This window comes from Pseudomonas sp. KCJK9111 (assembly GCF_046231935.1).
In the GTDB taxonomy this organism is placed as follows: Bacteria; Pseudomonadota; Gammaproteobacteria; order Pseudomonadales; family Pseudomonadaceae; genus Aquipseudomonas; species Aquipseudomonas parafulva_B.
In genome coordinates this window covers 26,548-46,082 of sequence record NZ_JBJJMO010000024.1, presented here as the reverse complement: position 1 = coordinate 46,082, position 19,535 = coordinate 26,548, and the positions used below count along the sequence as shown (strand labels likewise).

At 63.7% G+C, this 19,535-nt stretch carries 15 protein-coding genes; 4 read left to right on the top strand and 11 right to left on the bottom strand.

Going from position 1 to position 19,535, the window contains the following annotated elements:
* Positions 1-48: 48 nt before the first annotated feature.
* The 4 genes from pheA to mtnA form a co-directional block, all read right to left on the bottom strand.
* Positions 49-1,143, bottom strand: a complete 1,095-nt coding sequence (pheA, locus tag ACK59L_RS10765) for a prephenate dehydratase (RefSeq protein ID WP_409273511.1) — start codon at positions 1,141-1,143, stop codon at positions 49-51.
* Positions 1,143-2,228, bottom strand: coding sequence for a 3-phosphoserine/phosphohydroxythreonine transaminase (serC, locus tag ACK59L_RS10760; RefSeq protein ID WP_023533733.1), 1,086 nt, complete (start codon positions 2,226-2,228; stop codon positions 1,143-1,145). The genes pheA and serC overlap by 1 nt, the downstream gene beginning before the upstream one ends.
* 136 nt (positions 2,229-2,364) lie before the next feature.
* Positions 2,365-5,130, bottom strand: coding sequence for a DNA gyrase subunit A (gyrA, locus tag ACK59L_RS10755; protein WP_409273509.1), 2,766 nt, complete (start codon positions 5,128-5,130; stop codon positions 2,365-2,367).
* 387 nt (positions 5,131-5,517) lie between these two features.
* Positions 5,518-6,594: an S-methyl-5-thioribose-1-phosphate isomerase gene (mtnA, locus tag ACK59L_RS10750; protein WP_144964686.1), complete on the bottom strand. Its 1,077-nt coding sequence runs from the start codon at positions 6,592-6,594 to the stop codon at positions 5,518-5,520.
* 357 nt (positions 6,595-6,951) lie between these two features.
* Between mtnA and ubiG the strand changes: the two genes are divergently transcribed.
* The 3 genes from ubiG to ACK59L_RS10735 are packed head-to-tail and all read left to right on the top strand — an operon-like array spanning position 6,952 to position 9,091.
* Positions 6,952-7,650 carry a bifunctional 2-polyprenyl-6-hydroxyphenol methylase/3-demethylubiquinol 3-O-methyltransferase UbiG gene (gene ubiG / locus ACK59L_RS10745; protein WP_058605610.1) on the top strand — a complete coding sequence of 233 codons (699 nt, stop codon included), beginning with the start codon at positions 6,952-6,954 and terminating at the stop codon, positions 7,648-7,650.
* A 2-nt stretch (positions 7,651-7,652) separates the two neighbouring features.
* The gene (gene mupP, locus ACK59L_RS10740; RefSeq protein WP_409273506.1) at positions 7,653-8,324 is read left to right on the top strand and encodes an N-acetylmuramic acid 6-phosphate phosphatase MupP; all 672 of its coding nucleotides are present in this window, start codon (positions 7,653-7,655) and stop codon (positions 8,322-8,324) included.
* Positions 8,325-8,350: 26 nt separating this feature from the next.
* A complete protein-coding gene (locus ACK59L_RS10735; protein ID WP_023533782.1) occupies positions 8,351-9,091 on the top strand; it encodes a YciK family oxidoreductase in 741 nt (246 codons plus the stop codon).
* A gap of 103 nt (positions 9,092-9,194) precedes the next feature.
* Here ACK59L_RS10735 and ACK59L_RS10730 read toward each other — a convergent pair whose 3' ends face one another.
* From ACK59L_RS10730 to ACK59L_RS10710, 5 genes are all read right to left on the bottom strand, one after another.
* Positions 9,195-9,980, bottom strand: a complete 786-nt coding sequence (locus ACK59L_RS10730) for a TenA family transcriptional regulator (protein ID WP_058605612.1) — start codon at positions 9,978-9,980, stop codon at positions 9,195-9,197.
* Between the two features lie 34 nt (positions 9,981-10,014).
* Positions 10,015-12,471 (bottom strand): EAL domain-containing protein, encoded by a 2,457-nt coding sequence (locus tag ACK59L_RS10725; protein WP_167339284.1) that lies wholly within the window; start codon positions 12,469-12,471, stop codon positions 10,015-10,017.
* Positions 12,472-12,776: 305 nt separating this feature from the next.
* Positions 12,777-13,097 carry a hypothetical protein gene (locus ACK59L_RS10720; protein ID WP_409273503.1) on the bottom strand — a complete coding sequence of 107 codons (321 nt, stop codon included), beginning with the start codon at positions 13,095-13,097 and terminating at the stop codon, positions 12,777-12,779.
* Complete coding sequence (locus tag ACK59L_RS10715; RefSeq protein WP_409273501.1) at positions 13,094-14,458, bottom strand: acyclic terpene utilization AtuA family protein; 1,365 nt, start codon at positions 14,456-14,458, stop codon at positions 13,094-13,096. Before ACK59L_RS10715 ends, ACK59L_RS10720 begins: the two co-directional genes overlap by 4 nt.
* A complete protein-coding gene (locus tag ACK59L_RS10710) occupies positions 14,459-15,751 on the bottom strand; it encodes a CitMHS family transporter (protein WP_058637572.1) in 1,293 nt (430 codons plus the stop codon). It abuts the gene before it with no gap.
* Between the two features lie 129 nt (positions 15,752-15,880).
* On the opposite strand from ACK59L_RS10710, the gene ACK59L_RS10705 reads away from it, so the two are divergent.
* Positions 15,881-16,753, top strand: coding sequence for a LysR family transcriptional regulator (locus tag ACK59L_RS10705; protein ID WP_058637571.1), 873 nt, complete (start codon positions 15,881-15,883; stop codon positions 16,751-16,753).
* Between the two features lie 323 nt (positions 16,754-17,076).
* Here ACK59L_RS10705 and ACK59L_RS10700 read toward each other — a convergent pair whose 3' ends face one another.
* Both ACK59L_RS10700 and ACK59L_RS10695 read right to left on the bottom strand, forming a co-directional pair.
* Positions 17,077-18,909: an ABC transporter ATP-binding protein gene (locus ACK59L_RS10700; protein WP_409273499.1), complete on the bottom strand. Its 1,833-nt coding sequence runs from the start codon at positions 18,907-18,909 to the stop codon at positions 17,077-17,079.
* Positions 18,902-19,534, bottom strand: coding sequence for a DsbA family protein (locus ACK59L_RS10695; RefSeq protein WP_197844184.1), 633 nt, complete (start codon positions 19,532-19,534; stop codon positions 18,902-18,904). Before ACK59L_RS10695 ends, ACK59L_RS10700 begins: the two co-directional genes overlap by 8 nt.
* Position 19,535 lies beyond the last annotated feature (1 nt).

Genomic DNA, 19,535 nt, shown 5'->3' with positions numbered 1-19,535 from the left:
AGTCCATGAGGACTTACGGGGCCGTGCACCGACCCGGAAGGTTGCGCGTCAAAGCACCGCCTTCGGATAAGACCCCAGCACTTTCAGCGCCACCGCCTCCTGGCTGATCTGCTCGAGCACCGCCTTGATCAGCGGATCGCGATGATGGCCGACGAAGTCGATGAAGAACACATAGGTCCACTTGCCACTGCGCGAAGGCCGGGTCTCGATGCGGGTCAGGTCGATACCGTTCTGGTGGAACGGCACCAACAGCTCGTGCAGCGCACCGGGCTTGTTGCTCATCGAGACGATGATCGACGTCTTGTCGTCCCCGGTGGGCGGCACTTCCTGGTTGCCGATCATCAGGAATCGCGTGGCGTTGTCCGGGCGATCCTCGATTTTCTCGGCAAGACGGGTCAGGCCGTACAGGTTGGCTGCCATATCCCCGGCGATGGCCGCCGAGTTCCACTCACCCTTGACGCGCTTGGCAGCCTCGGCGTTGCTCGACACCGCCACACGCTCGACGTTGGGGTAATGGGCATCCAGCCACTTGCGGCACTGGGCCAATGACTGGGCATGGGAATAGATGCGACTGATACTGTCGGTCTTGGTGTTCTCGCCCACCAGCAGGTGGTGGTGAATACGCAGCTCCACTTCGCCACAGATCACCATGTCGTGCTCGAGGAAGCTGTCGAGGGTGTGGCTGACCGCGCCTTCGGTGGAGTTTTCCACCGGCACCACGCCGAAGTTCACGGCCCCGGCGGCCACTTCGCGGAACACCTCGTCGATGGCCGCCATCGGGCGACTGACCACGGCATGACCGAAATGCTTCATGGCGGCGGCCTGGGTGAAGGTACCTTCAGGGCCCAGGTAAGCGATCTTGAGCGGCTCTTCCAGTGCCAGGCACGAGGACATGATTTCGCGGAACAGCCGCGCCATTTCCTCGTTGTCCAGTGGCCCCTTGTTGCGCTCCATCACGCGCTTGAGCACGGCAGCCTCGCGCTCGGGACGGTAGAACACCGGCGACTCGCCCTCGGCCAGCGACGCGGTCTTGACCTTGGCCACTTCCTGGGCGCAGCGAGCACGCTCGCTGATCAGCTCAAGAATCCTTTCGTCGAGGCTGTCGATGCGCACACGCAGCGCCTGCAGTTCATGCTCGGACATCAACCGTGCTCCTTCTCGAATTCAGCCATGTAGGCCACCAGGGCTTCAACCGCATCCAGGCCTAGGGCGTTGTAGATGGATGCACGCATGCCTCCAACCGACCGGTGGCCCTTGAGGTTGAGCAAACCACGGGCGTCCGCACCGGCCAGGAACGCCTTGTCCAGGCGTTCGTCGGCCAGGCGGAACGGGACGTTCATCCACGACCGGGCATTGACGCTGATCGGGTTGCTGTAAAACGCGCTGGCGTCGATGAACCCGTACAGCAAGTCTTTCTTGGCACGGTTGCGCTGCTCCATGGCGTCCACGCCGCCCTGCTCCTTCAACCACTCGAAGACCAGGCCCGAGAGGTACCAGGCGTAAGTCGCAGGCGTGTTGTACATCGAGCCATTGTCTGCCGAGACCTTGTAATCGAGCATGGTCGGGCAACTGCTGCGGGCATGGCCCAGCAGGTCTTCCCGCACGATCACCACCACCAGCCCGCTAGGGCCGATGTTCTTCTGGGCACCTGCGTAGATCAGGCCGAACTGCGACACGTCGATGGGGCGCGAGAGAATGTCGGAGGACATGTCCACCACCAGCGGCACATCGCCGGTCTGTGGCACCCAGTCGAACTGCAGGCCACCGATGGTCTCGTTGGACGCATAGTGCACGTAGGCCGCGTTGGCGGTCAGGTTCCACTCGTTCTGGCCAGGAATGGCCAGGTAGTCGTAGGGCTTGGCGCTGGCAGCCACGTTGACGTTGCCGAAGCGGCGCGCTTCCTCGATGGCCTTTTTCGACCAGATCCCGGTCTCGATGTAGTCGGCGGTGCCGTCTTCTGGCAACAGGTTGAGCGGGATTTCGGCAAATTGCTGGCTGGCGCCGCCCTGCAGGAACAGCACCTTGTAATTGGAGGGGATGGACAGCAGGTCACGCAGGTCCTGCTCGGCCTTCTCGGCGATGGCCACGTAGTCGTCGCTGCGGTGGCTCATTTCCATGACCGACAGGCCCTTGCCGTGCCAGTCCAGCATCTCGGCCTGGGCGCGCTGCAGCACGGCATCAGGAAGCGCGGCAGGGCCTGCGCAGAAGTTAAAGGCTCGTTTGCTCACATCCACTCTCGCTCTGCCAAATAGAACAACATCGTAATTCGGTGGCCCAGGCCTGCTTGGGGCCCTTGCAGGCCAAATGCCTGGCTTGATCAGTCAAACGGGGCGACCTTGGTCGCCCCGTTCGGGTTCAGCGCACTTACTCTTGCGGGGCCTCTTCGGCGCCCGCCGCATCTTGCTCGTCAGGGGTCTGGGCCTCCACGCCCTCCTCGTCCAGCTCGATGAGCGCATCGAGCTCTTCCTCGGACGGCTCCTGAATACGCTCAAGGCCCACCAGCGTCTCGTCGGAGGCCAGCTTGATCAGCGTCACGCCCTGGGTGTTACGGCTCAGGCTGGACACCTCGCCGACCCGGGTACGCACCAATGTGCCTTGATCGGAAATCAGCATGATTTCCTCACCTTCCTGCACCTGGATGGCGCCGATCAGCAAACCGTTGCGCCCCTTGGTACCCATGGCGATCACGCCCTGGCCGCCACGGCCGCGACGGGGGAACTTGGACAGCGGGGTACGCTTGCCATAGCCACGCTCGGACGCGGTGAGGATCTGCGCGCCGGACTCCGGGATCAGCATCGAAATGATCTGCTGGCCCTTGCCCAGCTTCATGCCGCGCACGCCACGGGCGGTACGGCCCATTTCGCGCACCACGCTCTCGGCAAAGCGGATGACCTTGCCGGCGTCGGAGAACATCATGACTTCCTTGGCGCCATCGGTGATGGCCGCCGCGATCAGGGTGTCGCCTTCCTTGAGCTTCAGGGCGATCAGGCCGTTGGAGCGAGGACGGGCGAACTGGACCAGCGGCGTCTTCTTGACGGTGCCCGAGGCGGTGGCCATGAAGATGTAGGCGCCGGTAGGCTCTGCCGCCCACTCGGGGGTGTCGCCTTCTTCCTCGTCCACTTCCTCCACTTCGACCAGCTCGCCTTCGAGCACGGTGTCATCGGCGTCTTCGAGTTCTTCTTCGAGGTCGGCGTTCTGCTGCAAGGCTTCAAGATCGACCTGCAACATGGCGGTGATGCGCTCACCCTCTTCCAGCGGCAGCAGGTTGACCAGCGGGCGACCACGGGCAGCGCGGGACGCCTCGGGGATTTCGTAGGTCTTCTTCCAGTACACCTTGCCCTTGCTGGAGAACAGCAGCAGGGTAGCGTGGCTGTTGGCCACCAACAGGTGCTCGATGTAGTCCTCGTCCTTCACGCCGGTGGCCGACTTGCCCTTGCCGCCACGGCGCTGGGCCTGGTAGGCGGACAATGGCTGGGTCTTGGCATACCCACCATGGGAAATGGTCACCACACGCTCTTCTTCCGGGATCATGTCGCCGTAGTTGAGGTCGTGGGTGGCATTGAGGATTTCGGTGCGACGGGCATCGCCGTACTCGGCGCGAATCGCTTCGAGCTCTTCGCGGATGACTTCCATCAGGCGCTCGGCGCTGTTGAGAATGCGGATCAGCTCACCGATCTGTTCCAGGATTTCCTGGTACTCGGCCAGCAGCTTCTCGTGCTCCAGGCCAGTCAGGCGGTGCAGCCGCAGGTCAAGGATGGCCTGGGCCTGTTCCGGCGAGAGGTAGTACTTGCCGTCGCGCAGGCCATACTGTTCAGGCAGGTCGGCCGGGCGGCACGACTCGGCGCCGGCACGTTCGACCATGACCTGCACGGCACTCGATTCCCAGGCGGTGGACACCAGGGCTTCCTTGGCCTCGGACGGCGTGGGCGAGGCCTTGATCATCGCGATGACCGGGTCGATGTTGGACAGTGCAACCGCCTGGCCTTCAAGGATGTGGCCGCGCTCACGCGCCTTGCGCAGTTCGAACACGGTGCGCCGGGTAACCACTTCGCGGCGGTGGCGCACGAAGGCTTCGAGCAGGTCCTTGAGGTTGAGCAGGCGCGGACGGCCATCGACCAGGGCGACGACGTTGATGCCGAACACGCTCTGCAGCTGGGTCTGCGAGTACAGGTTGTTGAGCACCACCTCCGGCACCTCGCCGCGACGCAGCTCGATGACGATGCGCATACCGTCCTTGTCGGACTCGTCGCGCAGCTCGGTGATACCCTCGATCTTCTTCTCTTTGACCAGTTCGGCGATCTTCTCGATCAGACGCGCCTTGTTCAACTGGTACGGCAGCTCGGTCACGACGATCTGCTGGCGACCGCCCACCTTGTCGATGTCTTCGATCTGGGAGCGGGCACGCATGTAGATGCGGCCACGGCCGGTGCGGTAGGCCTCGATAATGCCCTGGCGGCCGTTGATCAGGCCGGCGGTAGGGAAGTCAGGACCGGGGATGTGCTGCATCAGCTCATCGATGGTGACGTCCGGGTTATCGATCAGCGCCAGGCAGCCATCGATGACTTCGCCCAGGTTGTGCGGCGGAATATTGGTGGCCATGCCCACGGCGATGCCGCTGGAACCGTTGACCAGCAGGTTGGGAATACGCGTCGGCATGACCGCCGGGATCTGCTCGGTGCCGTCGTAGTTGGGCACCCAGTCGACGGTTTCCTTGTGCAGGTCGGCCAGCAGCTCATGCGCCAGCTTGGCCATGCGCACTTCGGTGTATCGCATGGCCGCGGCGTTGTCGCCGTCCACCGAACCGAAGTTGCCCTGGCCGTCGACCAGCAGGTAGCGCAGCGAGAAGGGCTGGGCCATACGCACGATGGTGTCGTAGACCGCAGTGTCGCCGTGCGGGTGGTACTTACCGATCACGTCACCGACCACACGGGCGGATTTCTTGTACGGCTTGTTCCAGTCGTTGCCCAGTTCGCTCATCGCAAAGAGAACGCGGCGATGCACGGGCTTCAAGCCGTCACGCGCATCGGGCAGCGCTCGCCCGACAATCACGCTCATCGCGTAGTCGAGGTAAGACTGTCTCAGTTCGTCTTCGATATTGACCGGGAGGATTTCTTTGGCCAGTTCGCCCATGAGAAGCCTGATTCCTTTTTCTGGTGAAACTTCGCAGCGCCATCAAGGGCCGAACGAAGCTCGCCGCCGCAGTGCACTCGCCCGCGACGACTTACGACAAATCAATGAGTTGTGCCATGGATCTGCGCAATGAAGACCGCCGCACAGCGGGGTCTTGGAAACTGCCGGATATTACCACAACGGCAGGGGTAGTGGGAGATGCGGCAAGCGGCCAGCCGGGCCGCGAATTCATGCCCAGGCCGAGGGGCCCGCGCCGTGGTGCAAGGTAGCCGAGCACCACCTGGCCCGCGTTCGACAGCGTGCCCGGCAGGGGCGCCCAGGCATGGAAAAACGCCTGCCGAGGGCCACGCCCGGCAGTCGAGCGCAACGCAACTGCTGTGTCGCCTTTCAGTGCAAACGCTTGCGGCACATCATCTGCGCCAGCTTGGCCGTATCCGGGCGTTCGATGATGCCGCGCTCGGTCACGATCACATCGATCAGGTCCGCCGGGGTCACGTCGAAGACAGGGTTGAACACCTCCACCTGCGGCGCCACCCGGGTGCCGGCATAGTCGAGCAGTTCATCCGGTTCGCGCTCTTCAAGCGGGATGTCGTCGCCCGTTTCCAGGTTCAGGTCGATACTGCTGCTCGGGGCCACCACCATGAAGCGCACCCCATGGTGCATGGCGCTGACCGCCAGTTGGTAGGTACCGATCTTGCTGGCCACATCTCCATTGGCAGCGATGCAATCAGCGCCGACCACTACCCAGGTGATGCCCTTGGTCTTCATCAGGTGCGCCAGGGCCGAATCGGCGCACAGGGTGACCGGCAGGCCTTCATTGGTCAGCTCCCAGGCCGTGAGCCGCGAACCCTGGAGCCACGGGCGAGTTTCCCCGGCGTAGACCCGCTCCACCATGCCTTCCAGAAACCCTGCGCGAATCACACCCAGCGCCGTTCCGAAACCGCCGCTGGCCAAGGCCCCGGCATTGCCATAGGTCAGCAGCGTCTGGGCATTGCCCTGGTGCCGACGGATCAGCTCGGTGCCGTGCTGGGCCATGGTCAGGTTGGCCTCGCGATCGCTTTCGTGAATGGCCAGCGCCTCGGCTTCCAGCGCACCCAGCACATCTTCGCTGGGGCGCAGGCGTTGCAGGCGCTCGCGCATGCGGTTAAGGGCCCAGAACAGGTTGGCTGCGGTAGGGCGCGCCTCGGCCAGAAGCATGAAATCTTCTTCGAGGTCCATCTCCCAATCGCCCCCTTCGGCCAGGCGCTCCTCGGCGGCCAGGACCAGCCCATACGCCGCCACGATACCGATGGCCGATGCGCCACGCACGGCCATGTCGCGAATGGCGGTGGCCACCTGCGCGACCGTGTCGCAGGCCAGCCAGTGCTCCTGGGATGGCAGCAGGCGCTGGTCGAGCAGATGCAGAACGCCGCCCTGCCAGCGGATTCCGGTCACCTTCTCGGCCGCCAAAAGTTGCTCGCGCATCACCTCTCCCCGTCGTTCGCGTATCAAAAGCCGGCGATTATAGCGACCCGGCGCCCTGAGCGCTCGGGTATACTTCGGCCTTTTCGAGCGCAAGCTGCGCGCCGCAGACACCCGGCAGCACAATCAAAGTTGGGCATAGAGCCGCTGGCCGAAGCACCACCAACGCCCGCTCTCTGGCGTGGGCCTGCCAGGCCACGCACAGAAAGCTGCCGCACGCCCTGCGGGCAGAAGGCTCATGGCGTCTGACAAGACAAGCCTGACGCCGTGCGAACGCTTTGGCCAACGCCACCGTCTGTATGTCATGCACCTTGCAGCTTGCCACGTGAAGCTGATTCCCACGTTTCTGAGGACTGTTCAATGAGCAACGTCGACCGCGCTGAAATCGCCAAATTCGAAGCGCTGGCCCACCGCTGGTGGGACCGCGAGAGCGAGTTCAAGCCGCTGCACGATATCAACCCGCTGCGCGTCAACTGGATCGACGAGCGCGCCCACCTTGCTGGCAAGAACGTGCTGGACGTGGGTTGCGGCGGCGGCATCCTCAGCGAAGCCATGGCCCTGCGCGGCGCTTCGGTGACCGGCATCGACATGGGCGAGGCGCCCCTGGCCGTCGCCCGCCTGCATCAGCTGGAATCGGGTGTGGAGGTCGAATACCGTCAGGTCACGGCCGAAGCCCTGGCCGAAGAAATGCCCGGTGCCTTCGACGTGGTCACCTGCCTTGAGATGCTCGAGCACGTGCCTGACCCCTCATCGGTGATCCGCGCCTGCTACCGCATGGTCAAGCCAGGCGGCCAGGTGTTCTTCTCCACCATCAACCGCAACCCCAAGGCCTACCTGCTGGCCATCGTCGGCGCCGAGTACATCCTCAAGATGCTCCCGCGCGGCACCCACGACTTCAAGAAATTCATCCGCCCTTCCGAGCTGGGTGCCTGGAGCCGCGTCGCCGGCCTTGAGGTCAAGGACATCATCGGCCTGACCTACAACCCGCTGACCAAGCACTACAAGCTCAGCAGCGATGTGGACGTCAACTACATGATCCAGACCCTGCGCGAGGAATAAGCATGCGCCTGCGAGCGGTACTCTTCGACATGGACGGCACCTTGCTGGACACGGCGCCCGACTTCATCGCCATCTGCCAGGCCATGCTCACCGATCGAGGCCTGCCGGCCGTCGACGACGCGCTGATTCGGGGCGTGATCTCCGGGGGTGCGCGCGCCATGGTGGCCGCCACCTTCGCCATGGAACCGCAGGCCGAAGGTTTCGAAGCCTTGCGCCTGGAGTTCCTGGAGCGCTACCAGCGCGACTGCGCCGTGCATACCCGCCTGTTCGACGGCATGGCCGAGCTGCTGGAAGACATCGAGCGAGGCAAGCTGTTGTGGGGCGTGGTCACCAACAAGCCTGTGCGCTTCGCCGAGCCGATCATGCAGCGCCTGGGGCTGGCTGAACGCTCGGCCTTGCTGATCTGCCCGGATCATGTAAAGAACAGCAAGCCCGACCCCGAGCCGCTCATCCTGGCCTGCAAAACCTTGGCGCTGGACCCTGCCAGCGTGCTGTTCGTCGGTGACGATCTGCGCGATATCGAATCCGGCCGCGATGCCGGCACCCGCACCGCAGCGGTACGCTTCGGCTACATCCATCCCGAGGACAACCCCAACAACTGGGGTGCCGATGTGGTGGTGGACAGCCCGCAGGACCTGCGTAAAGTCATCGACAGCGCCCTCTGTGGTTGCTGATCACCGCTAACGCCAAAGGATCTGACATGTTCGAATACACTGCCCGCCCCGACCTGCTCAAAGGCCGGGTCATCCTGGTCACCGGTGCCGGGCGCGGCATCGGCGCCGCCGCGGCCAAGGCCTACGCTGCCCTGGGCGCCACGGTGCTGCTGCTCGGCAAGACCGAAGCGAACCTGAATGCGCTTTATGACGAGATCGAAGCGGCCGGGCACCCCCAGCCTGTGGTGATCCCGTTCAACCTGGAAACCGCCCTCGCCCATCAGTACGACGAGCTGGCGGTCATGATCGAGGAACAGTTCGGGCGCCTGGACGGGTTGCTCAACAACGCCTCGATCATCGGCCCACGCACGCCCATGGAGCAGTTGTCGGGCGACAACTTCATGCGCGTCATGCACATCAACGTCAATGCCACCTTCATGCTCACCAGCACCCTGCTGCCGCTGCTCAAGCAGTCCGAAGATGCTTCGGTGGTGTTTACCAGCAGCAGTGTCGGGCGCAAGGGCCGCGCTTATTGGGGCGCCTACGGCATCTCCAAGTTCGCCACCGAAGGCATGATGCAGACCCTGGCAGACGAGCTCGAAGGGGTGGCGCCGGTGCGGTCCAACAGCATCAACCCGGGCGCGACGCGTACGGCCATGCGCGCGCAGGCCTACCCGAGCGAGAACCCTCAGGACAACCCGCTGCCCGAGCAAATCATGCCGGTCTACCTCTACTTGATGGGGCCTGACAGCAAGGATGTGAACGGGCAGGCATTCAACGCCCAGTGATGGGGTCGCCTACCTGACACAGCGTTGTGCATGTGCACTCGTCTCCCCGCCCATCGCCGACGTGCCAGCGATGGGCGGGGCCTGCATCAGAACAGCCGCGCAATCACCCCGCTGCCAACGCCGGGCTCGCCCGCTCGTGCTGGGTGGCTTCAAGCTGCATGCACCGCTCCAGGAACAGGTACATGCAGTCATAGCTCTTGCAGATGGCTCGGCGCAACTCAGTGCGCAAGGCCATGCTCGGGTTCTCGCCTACCAGCGTACAGATGATCTCCAGCGCCTCCCACGGGTGGGTGTCGTCATACTGTGCGTGCATCTTCAGCCACTTCATGGCCCGCTTGCGCTGCTCTTCCGGAAAGCCCATCGCATAGGTGTCGGTGGAGCACACCACCGCCGACCACTCCCCGGTGGCCCCTTCGATGGCGTAGTTGGTGGCGGCCATGGCAATGGCCAGGTTTTCCGTGGCACACACACGCCAGCACCAATCGTTGAGGCCATTGAGCTCGGGCGGCACATCCTGGGCCTGCAGGTCGTGCAGGTGAATGCCGTGGGCGTGGGCCCAGTTCACCCAGTAGTCGGCATGGTTGAGCTCCACGCGGATATTGCGCATCAACCAGCGCCGCGCCATGTCCTCGCCTGGGTGCCGGCCATACCGGGTTTTGGTGAGGTTATGGGCCATGTACAACGAGAACTGCTCCACCACCGGCCAGCCACCGATCAGGTACTGGCGAATGGTCGCTTGCTTCAACTTGCCGTCACGCAGACGTCGATACACCTCATGGTCAACCACCCGCTGCTTGCTTTCATGGCAATCGGCAAGCAGTTGCTGGGCCCACTTGGGGTAACTGGCCGGGTCCATCAATGGCCCGATACGAACGAATGCATCAATCACTGTCTACTCCTTGTTCCTTGTGATTTCCAGCTAACTAACGAAACGTGCCAGGTGCCCGCTGCAACAGAGGCCGGGCGGCAATCCGTTGGCGATGCAGACTGTCACAGGTAAATACCTGGGGCCGCTCGATCAGATAGCCCTGGGCATAATCGACACCAATTTCCTGTAACGCTTGCTCGATCATGGGTGTTTCCACGAATTCTGCAATCGTGCGCTTGCCCATGACATGGCCGATGTGGTTGATGACTTCGACCATGGCCCGATTGACCGGGTCGTCCAGCATGTCCTTGACGAAGCTGCCGTCGATCTTGAGAAAGTCGACGGGCAGATGCTTGAGGTAGGCGAACGATGACATGCCAGCACAGAAATCATCCAGTGAAAAACGACAACCCAGGCCTTTTAGCTCATTGATGAAGCGGATGGCGCTGCCCAGGTTGGCAATGGCGCTGGTTTCGGTGATCTCGAAGCAGATCATGCGCGGAGGAATGGCATATTCGGCGAACAGGCGCTGCAGGTACTCAAGGAACTTGTCATCGCCGATGCTGGCACCGGACAAGTTGATGGCGCAGGTCGATAGCGGCCCCTGGTGGCCTGCATCCAGGCATTGGCGGATAATGATGAAGACGTTGCGCACCACCCAGCGATCGAGCGCGGTAATCAACCCATAGCGTTCGGCGGCCGGGATGAAGCTATTGGGCAGTATGGTGCGCCCGCTTTCATCGTGCAGGCGCAACAGGATTTCGATGTGGCCAGGCCCCTCGAAGGCCTTCAACGGCGCGATTTCCTGGGCGTACAGACAGAACCGGTTCTCTTCCAGGGCCACGTGCAAGCGCTGAATCCAGGCCATCTCGCCAAAACGAATGGACAGTTCGCTGTCATCGGCGTGGTACACCTGCACCCGGTTGCGCCCCTTTTCCTTGGCCATGTAGCAGGCCATGTCAGCTGCCCGCAGCGACGCCTCGAGGGTGCCGGGGGCCTGGGCGATATGCACCAGGCCGATGCTGACGGTGGTCACGAACGGCCGCCCTTTCCACACGAAATGCAGGCTTTGGACCGTCTGGCGTAGCTGCTCGGCAATCCGCTCGGCCTGCTCTGACGGGCAGTTCTCAAGCAGCACGCCAAACTCATCGCCCCCTAGCCGCGCCAGGGTGTCGCCTTCACGCAGGCCCGATTGCAGCACGGCGCAGATGTGCCGAAGCAGCTCGTCCCCGGCGGCATGCCCACAGGTATCGTTGACCAGCTTGAACTGGTCCAGGTCCAGGAACATCAGCGAATGCCGCCCAGGCTGGCGCGCCAGCGCATTGAGCGCCTGCTCCAGTCGGTATTCGAACTCGCGACGGTTGGCCAGGCCGGTCAGTGCATCGTGCGTGGCCTGCCAGGAGAGGTTGGCGATGTACTGGCGCTCCTGGGTCATGTCGTGCAGCACCAGCACGATGCCATTGACCTGCCCGTCGTTGACGATGGACGAGCCCACCAGATTGATCGACACCGTACTGCCGTCCAGGCGCTGAATCAGCCGCGCATGTTCGGCACCGCCTTTCAAACTGCCACTGAGCACCTGTTCCACCAGGCTGCGGCCCTCGTCCACATCGTGCTCGTCCACCAGGGTAAACAGTGCAGACAACGGCAGGCCCAGCGCCTGGGCGGCCTGCCAGTGGGTCAGTTGCTCGGCCGCCGGGTTCATGTAGCCGATCAAGCCCTCCACATCCGTGGTGATCACCGCATCACCAATAGCCTGCAGGGTGATCTGCGCCCGCTCTTTTTCCTCCTGCAGCGCGTTGGCAAACGCCTGGCGCTGGGCCAGCAGTTTGCTGGAGCGCCGCCAGGCGATGGTGATCAGGATCATCGCGGTCAGCAGGTTGGTGATCAGCAGTACCCGCAGCAGGACGCGCGACCCCTCGCCCAGGGCATCGCTGAAGGCCTTGGCAGCCGGCGTCACCCCCTCGTTGATGGTGGCAATGCGGCTTTTCCAGGCACGGATCACTTGCTCATCGACCGGCCCGCTGGCGAAGCGCTGGTGCATCTCCCCGGCCAGCACGTTCAGCTTGGCCAGGTAGTCGTCGCCGATGTCCCAGTAATTGATGGCTGTCTGCAGGTAGCTGACGGTGCGAAAGTGACGGTAGAACCAGATGATGCGTTCCACGTCGTCGGGGTGGTTGCCACCTTGCAGGACGGCCTGACGGGCCGCCTCCAGGTCCAGACTCGACTGATCCATGAGCTTGCGCGCGCGTTGATCGCCCTGGGGCACCACGATGGCCTGCTGATAGCGGCCATAGGTGGCTTCGTCGCGGGTGGTGGCGTACAGGTTGAGGTAGTAGATGGCGTCTTTTTGCGCTTTGGACCACAAGCTTTCGCCCGCCACGTAGGCACGCACGGCAGAAAGCGTGTAGAGGCTGAGACTACCAAGTGCGACTTGGAAAACCACCACGGCGATGAATGGCCAGGTGAGCCCGAGTAGCTTGGGCGCTTCTTGAGTGCGATGTCCCTTCATGGAGTCCCTGTCACAGAGCAGATAAGGCGCGAATCAACCCAGACAAAGCACAGCGTAGGCCATCTGCCATTAACGCGATGGAAATTTAGGGGCCCGATTTCAGTCAATGATAGCCGCCACGCCTGCTGTCTGCAGGGCGCGGTGTCTGGCTCGCCGGTTTGAGCGCGGCGCGGTGCTGGAAACATTGTCGCAGACACCGCATGAACTCCGTCAATCAGGTCATGACAGCGTAGCTTCTACCCCACTCAAGGTATGCAACGCGGCGGCCGGGCATGACCACTGTTACGCCGCAGGCCAACCCCTTGTCAGAGTTCGAGGTCCAGCAGTGCCGCCCCCAGCGCCTTGCCATGGGCATCCAACGCCAGCGATCGGGTCACACCACCGCGCAGGATCCCGGGCAGCACGAAGTTCAACGCCCCGAGCTGCGCCAACTCGTACCGGCGAACGGGGAGCCCTGCCGGGTCCAGAAGTTCGGCAAAGTGGGCCGTGACGCGCTCTACCGTGAGCCACTGGGCCAGGCGCGGGTAGTCAGCCGAATCGAAGACGATGACCGAGATGTTCGACGTGTCGCCCTTGTCGCCGGTACGGCTGTGGGCTATGTCCCGCAGTTTTGTCGGGGTATTCATGCCATCTCCTCCAGATGCACCTGCAAGGTGACCGCGTCCCTGGGCAGCATCAGCGAAGCCACCGCCACCACCTGACGCACCGACTTGCTCGCCCCACCGCCGCCATAGGGACCGTTGGTATAAAGGGTTTCCACCTCGTTGCCGATGCGCACCGCATCGCTTTTGGAGGCGCAGCGCGCCGCCACACGCAGCCGCACCTCCCAGGGTTCGCCCTGGGCGCGCTGGCCCAGGTCATCACCGTGCAGGGCACTGACGCCAATCAGCTCGCTGCGGATGTCGTCGCAGGCCACACCGGTCAGTTGCAGTCGCTTGCGAACGATGGCTTCGGCCAGGCGCCCGCGGGCTATTGCACCAGGGCCGCCATAGGACATCTGCCCTTCGCCGATCCAACCGTCGAGAAAACCCACCGACACCTTCAACGCCTCCGGGCGTGCGCGCCCATCGGCGCCCTGCACCCGGACCTCATCCTGGGCCAGGGCCTGAAACGCCACCTGGCTGAAATCAGCGGTCACATCAGGCGTAAGGTAAGCGGCCGGGTCATGCACTTCGTACAGCAGTTGCTCGGTGCAGGTAGCGGTATCGATGCGCCCGCCGGAACCGGCCACCTTGCTGATCACCGCATGGCCCGTTGCATCGATTTCGGCCAGTGGGAAGCCAAGGCGGTCGAGGTCGGGCACCTCCTTCACACCGGGATCGGCGAAGTAGCCGCCACTGATCTGCCCTGCGCATTCGAGCAGGTGCCCAACCAGGGTGCCGCGCCCGAGCAACGTCCAGTCGTCCTCGCGCCAGCCGAACTCGAACAGCTGCGGCGCGAGAAACAGCGACGGATCGGCCACCCGGCCAGTGACCACAACGTCGGCATCGGCCTGCAAGGCCTGCACAATGCCTGCTGCGCCCACATAAGCGTTGGCTGAAATCAACCGGTCGCCGAGCTCAGCCAGGGTGGCGCCGTTGTCGAGGGTCTGTTCGGGCCGTTGCTGCAAGGTGGCGAGCACATCGTCGCCGGTCAGCGCCGCTACCTTGATACCAGGCAGACCGAGTTCAGCCGCAATGCGGCGGATTTCACTGGCCGCGCCCAGTGGGTTGGCCGCCCCCATGTTGGTGATGATACGCAGGCGCCGCCGCGTGCCGTCGGCCCCTGTGCCTACATAGGGCAGCACGCGGCGCATGCGCTCGCCGAGCAGGGGGTCGAAACCACCGTGCGGGTCGAGCAGCCGCGCTTGCTGCGCCAGGGCGATGGTGCGTTCGGCCAGGCACTCGAACACCAGGTAATCCAGTTCGCCCTGTTGCGCCAACTCGATGGCCGGCTCGATGCGGTCGCCCGAATAGCCGGCGCCAGCGCCGATGCGTATGGTTTTCATCTAGAAAACTCCAATGACCAGGGCGGTCAAGGTCATCAGGACCGAGGCCGCGAACAGGAAAGGGATGGTAAAGCGTTGGTGATCGGCCAGTTCGATCTTGCACAGGCCGACCAGCAGGAAGGTCGCGGGGGTCAGTGGGCTGACCGGAAAGCCCGTGGTGTGCACACCCAGAAGCGAAGCCTGGGCCACTTGCATCGGGTCCACGCCCAAGGCCCTGCCCACCTCGGCGACCACCGGCATGATGCCGAAATAGAACGAATCCGGGTCGAACAGCAGGCTCAAGGGCATGGACAGAAAGCCGACCACCGCAGGAATCAGTTGGCCGTGCCCTGCGGGGATCTGCCCCACCGCCACCTCGGCCATGGCCTTGAGCATGCCGGTGCCTTGCATGATGCCGGTGAAGACCCCTGCGGCCAGAAGAATGCTGGCCATGGTCAGGGCGGTCTTGGCATGGGCGTCGATGCGCGCCCGCTGCGCGTCCACGTTGGGGTAGTTCAGGCACAAGGCAAGCACGGTGCCGACCATGAACATCACCACCGGGTCCACCACCCCTGCGATCATGATCCCCATCACCACCAGGGTCAGCAGCAGGTTGGGCCAGAACAGGCGGGGCTTGCGCAGCTCGCGCTCGGCGTCGGTGAGCGTACGTTGGTGCGGCGTGACGTCGAGTTGGTCGCGGCCCAGGCCCAGGCGCCGTTCTTCGCGGCGCCCAAGCCAGTAGGCACAGGCGAAGACGAAGATCAGCCCGACGATCTGCACCGGAATCAGCGGCTGGAACAGGTCGGCCACCGGCACGTGCAGCGCTGCCGATGAGCGCAGCACCGGGCCGGTCCAGGGCAGGAAGTTGACCCCGGCCGCCATGGCCGTGACGCAGGCCAGAATGCGCTTGTCCATGCCAAGGCGCGTGTACAGCGGCAGCATCGCCGGGATGGTCACCAGGAAGGTCACTGCGCCCGAACCGTCCAGATGCACCAGCAAAGCCAGCAGGGCCGTGCCCATGACGATGCGCGTCGGGCGGGTGCCGACGCGCTTGAGGATGCGATCGATGATCGGGTCGAGCATGCCGGCGTCGGTCATGATGCCGAAGAACAGGATGGCAAAGACGAACATGCCCACGACCGGGGCGACGTTCTTGATGCCGGTGATGATGAAGGCGCTGGTTTGCAGGCCGAAGCCGCCGAGCAGCGCCGCGATGATGGGCAGGGCAATCAGGGCGACCAAGGGGGAGATGCGCTTGCTCATGATGCTCACGAGCATGCACAGGATAGTGGCGACACCGAGGGTGGCGAGCATGGGGTTTCCTCTTCGGCCTCTGGTTCGCAATTGCGAGAGAAGGCCCTGTTGTTGTTTTGCAAGAGTAATAACAACGGCGTTAGGCTCTGTGAATTGAAATATTCGGCAGGCCACGTTCGGAAAAACAAAATGAAAAATGCGATCCAGCTCATCCGCGCGTTCCTGGCCGTGGCGCAAACCGGCAACTTTTCCAAAGCGGCCGTGGCCTTGAACCTGTCGCCTTCGGCGCTCACCGTGCAGATTCGCCAACTCGAAGACTGGCTCGGGGTGACTTTGCTCGAACGCAGCCCGCGCCACGTCGGCCTGACCGCTGCCGGTCAGCATGCATTGCTGCCGATGGAAAAGTTGCTGCTCGACCTGGACAACATCGTCGAAGCGGCCCGCGACCATGCCACCTCCCGTCGGGGCGTGCTGACCATCGCGGCCCTGCCCTCACTATGCTCGGGGCTGCTGCCAGGCGTGGTGCAGCGCTTTCGCGAACGCTTCCCCGGCATCGAGGTCCGGCTGCGCGACGTGGTAGCCCAGCGCATCGATACGCTGGTGCTGGAGCAAGAAGTAGATTTCGGCCTGGGTGTACAGGCGCGGCCTACCCAGGGGCTGGCGTTCAAGGCCCTGCTCGAAGATCGCCTGTGCCTGTACGTGCCGCACGACCACCCCTTGGCCAGGCGGACAGCGGTGACCCTGGCCGAAGCGGCGGCATACCCCATGCTGCTGACCGGACGGGACAGCAGCGTGCGCAACCTGGTCGAGCGGCTGTTCGCCGACGCGCGCCTGCCCCTGGCGGCAGGGCTTGAAGCCAATTACATGTCGACGGTGCTGGCCCTGGTGCGCCAGGGCCAGGGTGTTGCATTGTTGCCCGAGTCGGCCGACGAGGGCCGTGACGAAGTGAGCAAGGTGGTGGTGGATCATCCGGGCGTGGTACGCGAGATCGGCGTCATCACGCGGGCCGAACAGGTGATGGCGCCGGCCGGTGTGGAATTCCTGCGATTGCTCAAGCCTTAGTCTGGGTGTGAAAAGCTCGAGAACTTGGTTTGATGTTGTTCGTTTAGGGCCGCTACGCGGCCCATCGCGGCACAAGGGCCGCTCCTACACCCAATTCGGTAGCTTTCAAGCACGGTGCAAAGACAGTGGCTGCGCAGGTAGGGCTACACGATCTCGAGTGACACGGGCCTCCTGTAGGCGCGGCCTCGCCGGGGCGCCGGACCGGCCGCGATGGGCCGCGCAGCGGTCCTAACGATCTTAAGTGAACCGCATTACGATACTCGGTGAGGTGGTGTTACAAGCAGCCCCGCCTGACCGTCGTCTCCAGCCATTTCACACAGCCCTTAGATCTGCTGCAGGTGCCCATACAGTTTGGCGTACAACCCGCCCTCGGCAATCAATTGCTGATGGTCACCATCCTCTGCCACATGACCGCCGTCGAACACCAGCACCCGGTCCGCCTGTTTCACTGCCGACAAGCGGTGGGCAATGATCAGTGTGGTGCGGCCTTTGAGAAAACGCGCCAGCGCCTGGTGCAGGTTGTACTCGGTGGCAGCGTCCAGCGCCGAGGTGGCTTCGTCCAGGATGACCACCTTGGGCTCGGCCAGCACCATGCGTGCAATAGCCAGCCGTTGACGCTGGCCGCCGGACAAGCGTACGCCCGAGCGCCCGACCACGCTGTCCAGCCCGTAAGGGAGCGCGGCGATGGTGGCGTCGAGCTGGGCGATCCGTAATGCCTGCCAGCAGGCATCGTCGGTGCAGTCCCGGCCCATGGTCAGGTTGGCCCGCACGCTGTCGTTGAACAGCGACGGATGCTGCAACACCACCGCCACCTGCTCACGCAGGGTTTCCAGGCCGATCTCCTGCAGGGTGGCGCCACCGAAGCGAATGGTGCCTGCATCTGCGCTGTACAGCCCGAGCAGCAGCTGCACGAGCGTGCTCTTGCCACCCCCGCTGGCGCCGACAATGGCCACCTTCTCACCGGGTGCGATGGCCAGGTTCAGGTTGTCCAGCACGGGTTCGTCGGCGTAGGCAAAGGACAGGTCCCGGACCTCGATGCCCACCGTGGCGTGCCCGGCGAAGGGGTCACTGGCCGCCGGGTACTGGGGCTCGTCGGCACGGGCCAACAGCTCATTGAGGCGATTGAGCGCGCCGCCCGCGGCATAGTAGGCATATTGCAGGTTCAGCAACTGCTCGACCGGGCCGATCATGAACCAGAGGTAGCTGAAGACGGCAAGCATCTGGCCGATCGACAGGTCCGAGAACAACACCGTCAACATGGCCGCTGCGCGGAAGATGTCGATGCCGAACTGGAACAGCAGCCCGCTGGCACGGCCGCTGGCGTCGCTCTTCCACTGCGACTCCACGGCGTAGTCGCGCACCTCGCGGGCCTTGACGCCCAATCGACCGAGGAAATAGCCCTGACGGTTGCTGGCGCGGACCTCCTGGATGGCATCGAGCGTTTCGGCCAACGCCTGGGTGAAGCGTGCCGTGCTGTCGTTTTCGAGCTTCTTCAGGTGCTTGACCCGCTTGCCCAACTGCACCGTGAAGTAGATGACCAGCGGGTTGAACAACAGGATCAGCAGCGCCAGTTGCCAGTGCATCCACAGCAGGATGGCGGCCGTGCCGGTGAGGGTGAGCATGGCGACCAGAAAGCGACTGAGGGTCTCACCCACGAACTTGTCCAAGGTGTCCAGGTCGGTGACCAGATGCGTGGTGACCGTGCCGCTGCCCAGGTTCTCGTACTCTTTCAGCGAAATACGCTTGAGCCGTTCGATCAGGCGAATGCGTAGCCGGTAGACGATGTCCTTGGCCAAGCCGGCGAACAGCCTGGCCTGGATGACGTTGAACGCCAGTGCCGCCAGGCGCAGGCACAAGGTCAGGCATAACATCAGGCCGATATAGCCCGCTGCGACCTGCCAGCCAGACGGCAACAGCTGGTTCATCCACTTGAGCGCGGCATCGCCATGCCCGAGCAGCACTTCATCCACCAGCAGCGGCAGCAACAACGGAATCGGGACACTGCAACACGCTGCCAGCACGGCAATCAGGTTCGCCGTCCACAGCTGCTTTTTATGGTGCAGGGCAAGGCGCCGGATTTCCGACCAGCTCAACCGGTCGGCCGAGCCCACCGGCTTGGACGGCGCCGGGTCGGGCGACCCGGGCACATCAAGCACTGGCTGCCTGCTGCAGCCAGCGGCCAAGCAACGGTTGCAGACGCTCGAGCGGCTGATACCCGTTGGTCAGCAAGGCCAGCTGACCGTTGCGCTCAGCGAGCAAGGTCGGGAACCCTGCGATGCCCAAGCCCTGGGCCCAGGCGAAATCCGCCGCGGTCGCAGCGCGGGTTTCGGCGCGGGTGAATGCCTCGGCAAACAGCCCGCGCTCGAAACCCGCCTGCTCGGCCAGCTCCACCAGATGCGGGGCGGTGGTCACGTCATGAGCCCCTTCATAGAACGCAGACTGTATGGCTGCCAGCAGGGGCCAGAGGCGCTCGCCGTCCAGCTCGCGGGCCGCTACCAGTGCCCGGCAGGCCGGTTCAGTGTCGTAGACAAAGCCGTCGGGCATGGCGCCCTCGAACGTGAAAGGCTGCCCCGTTGTTTCGGCCACGGCCTGCCAATGCTCGAGGATGTACTTGCGGGTGGCGCCGTCCAGCGCGGCACTGCCACTGCGCAGCCCGCCGACTACCAGATGGGTTGGCACGCCTGCCTGATTTGCCTGATCGATCAGCGCACTGGCCACCGGGGCGAAGCCCCAGCACCAGGAACACATCGGGTCCATCACGTAGATCAGGCGCGCAGACATG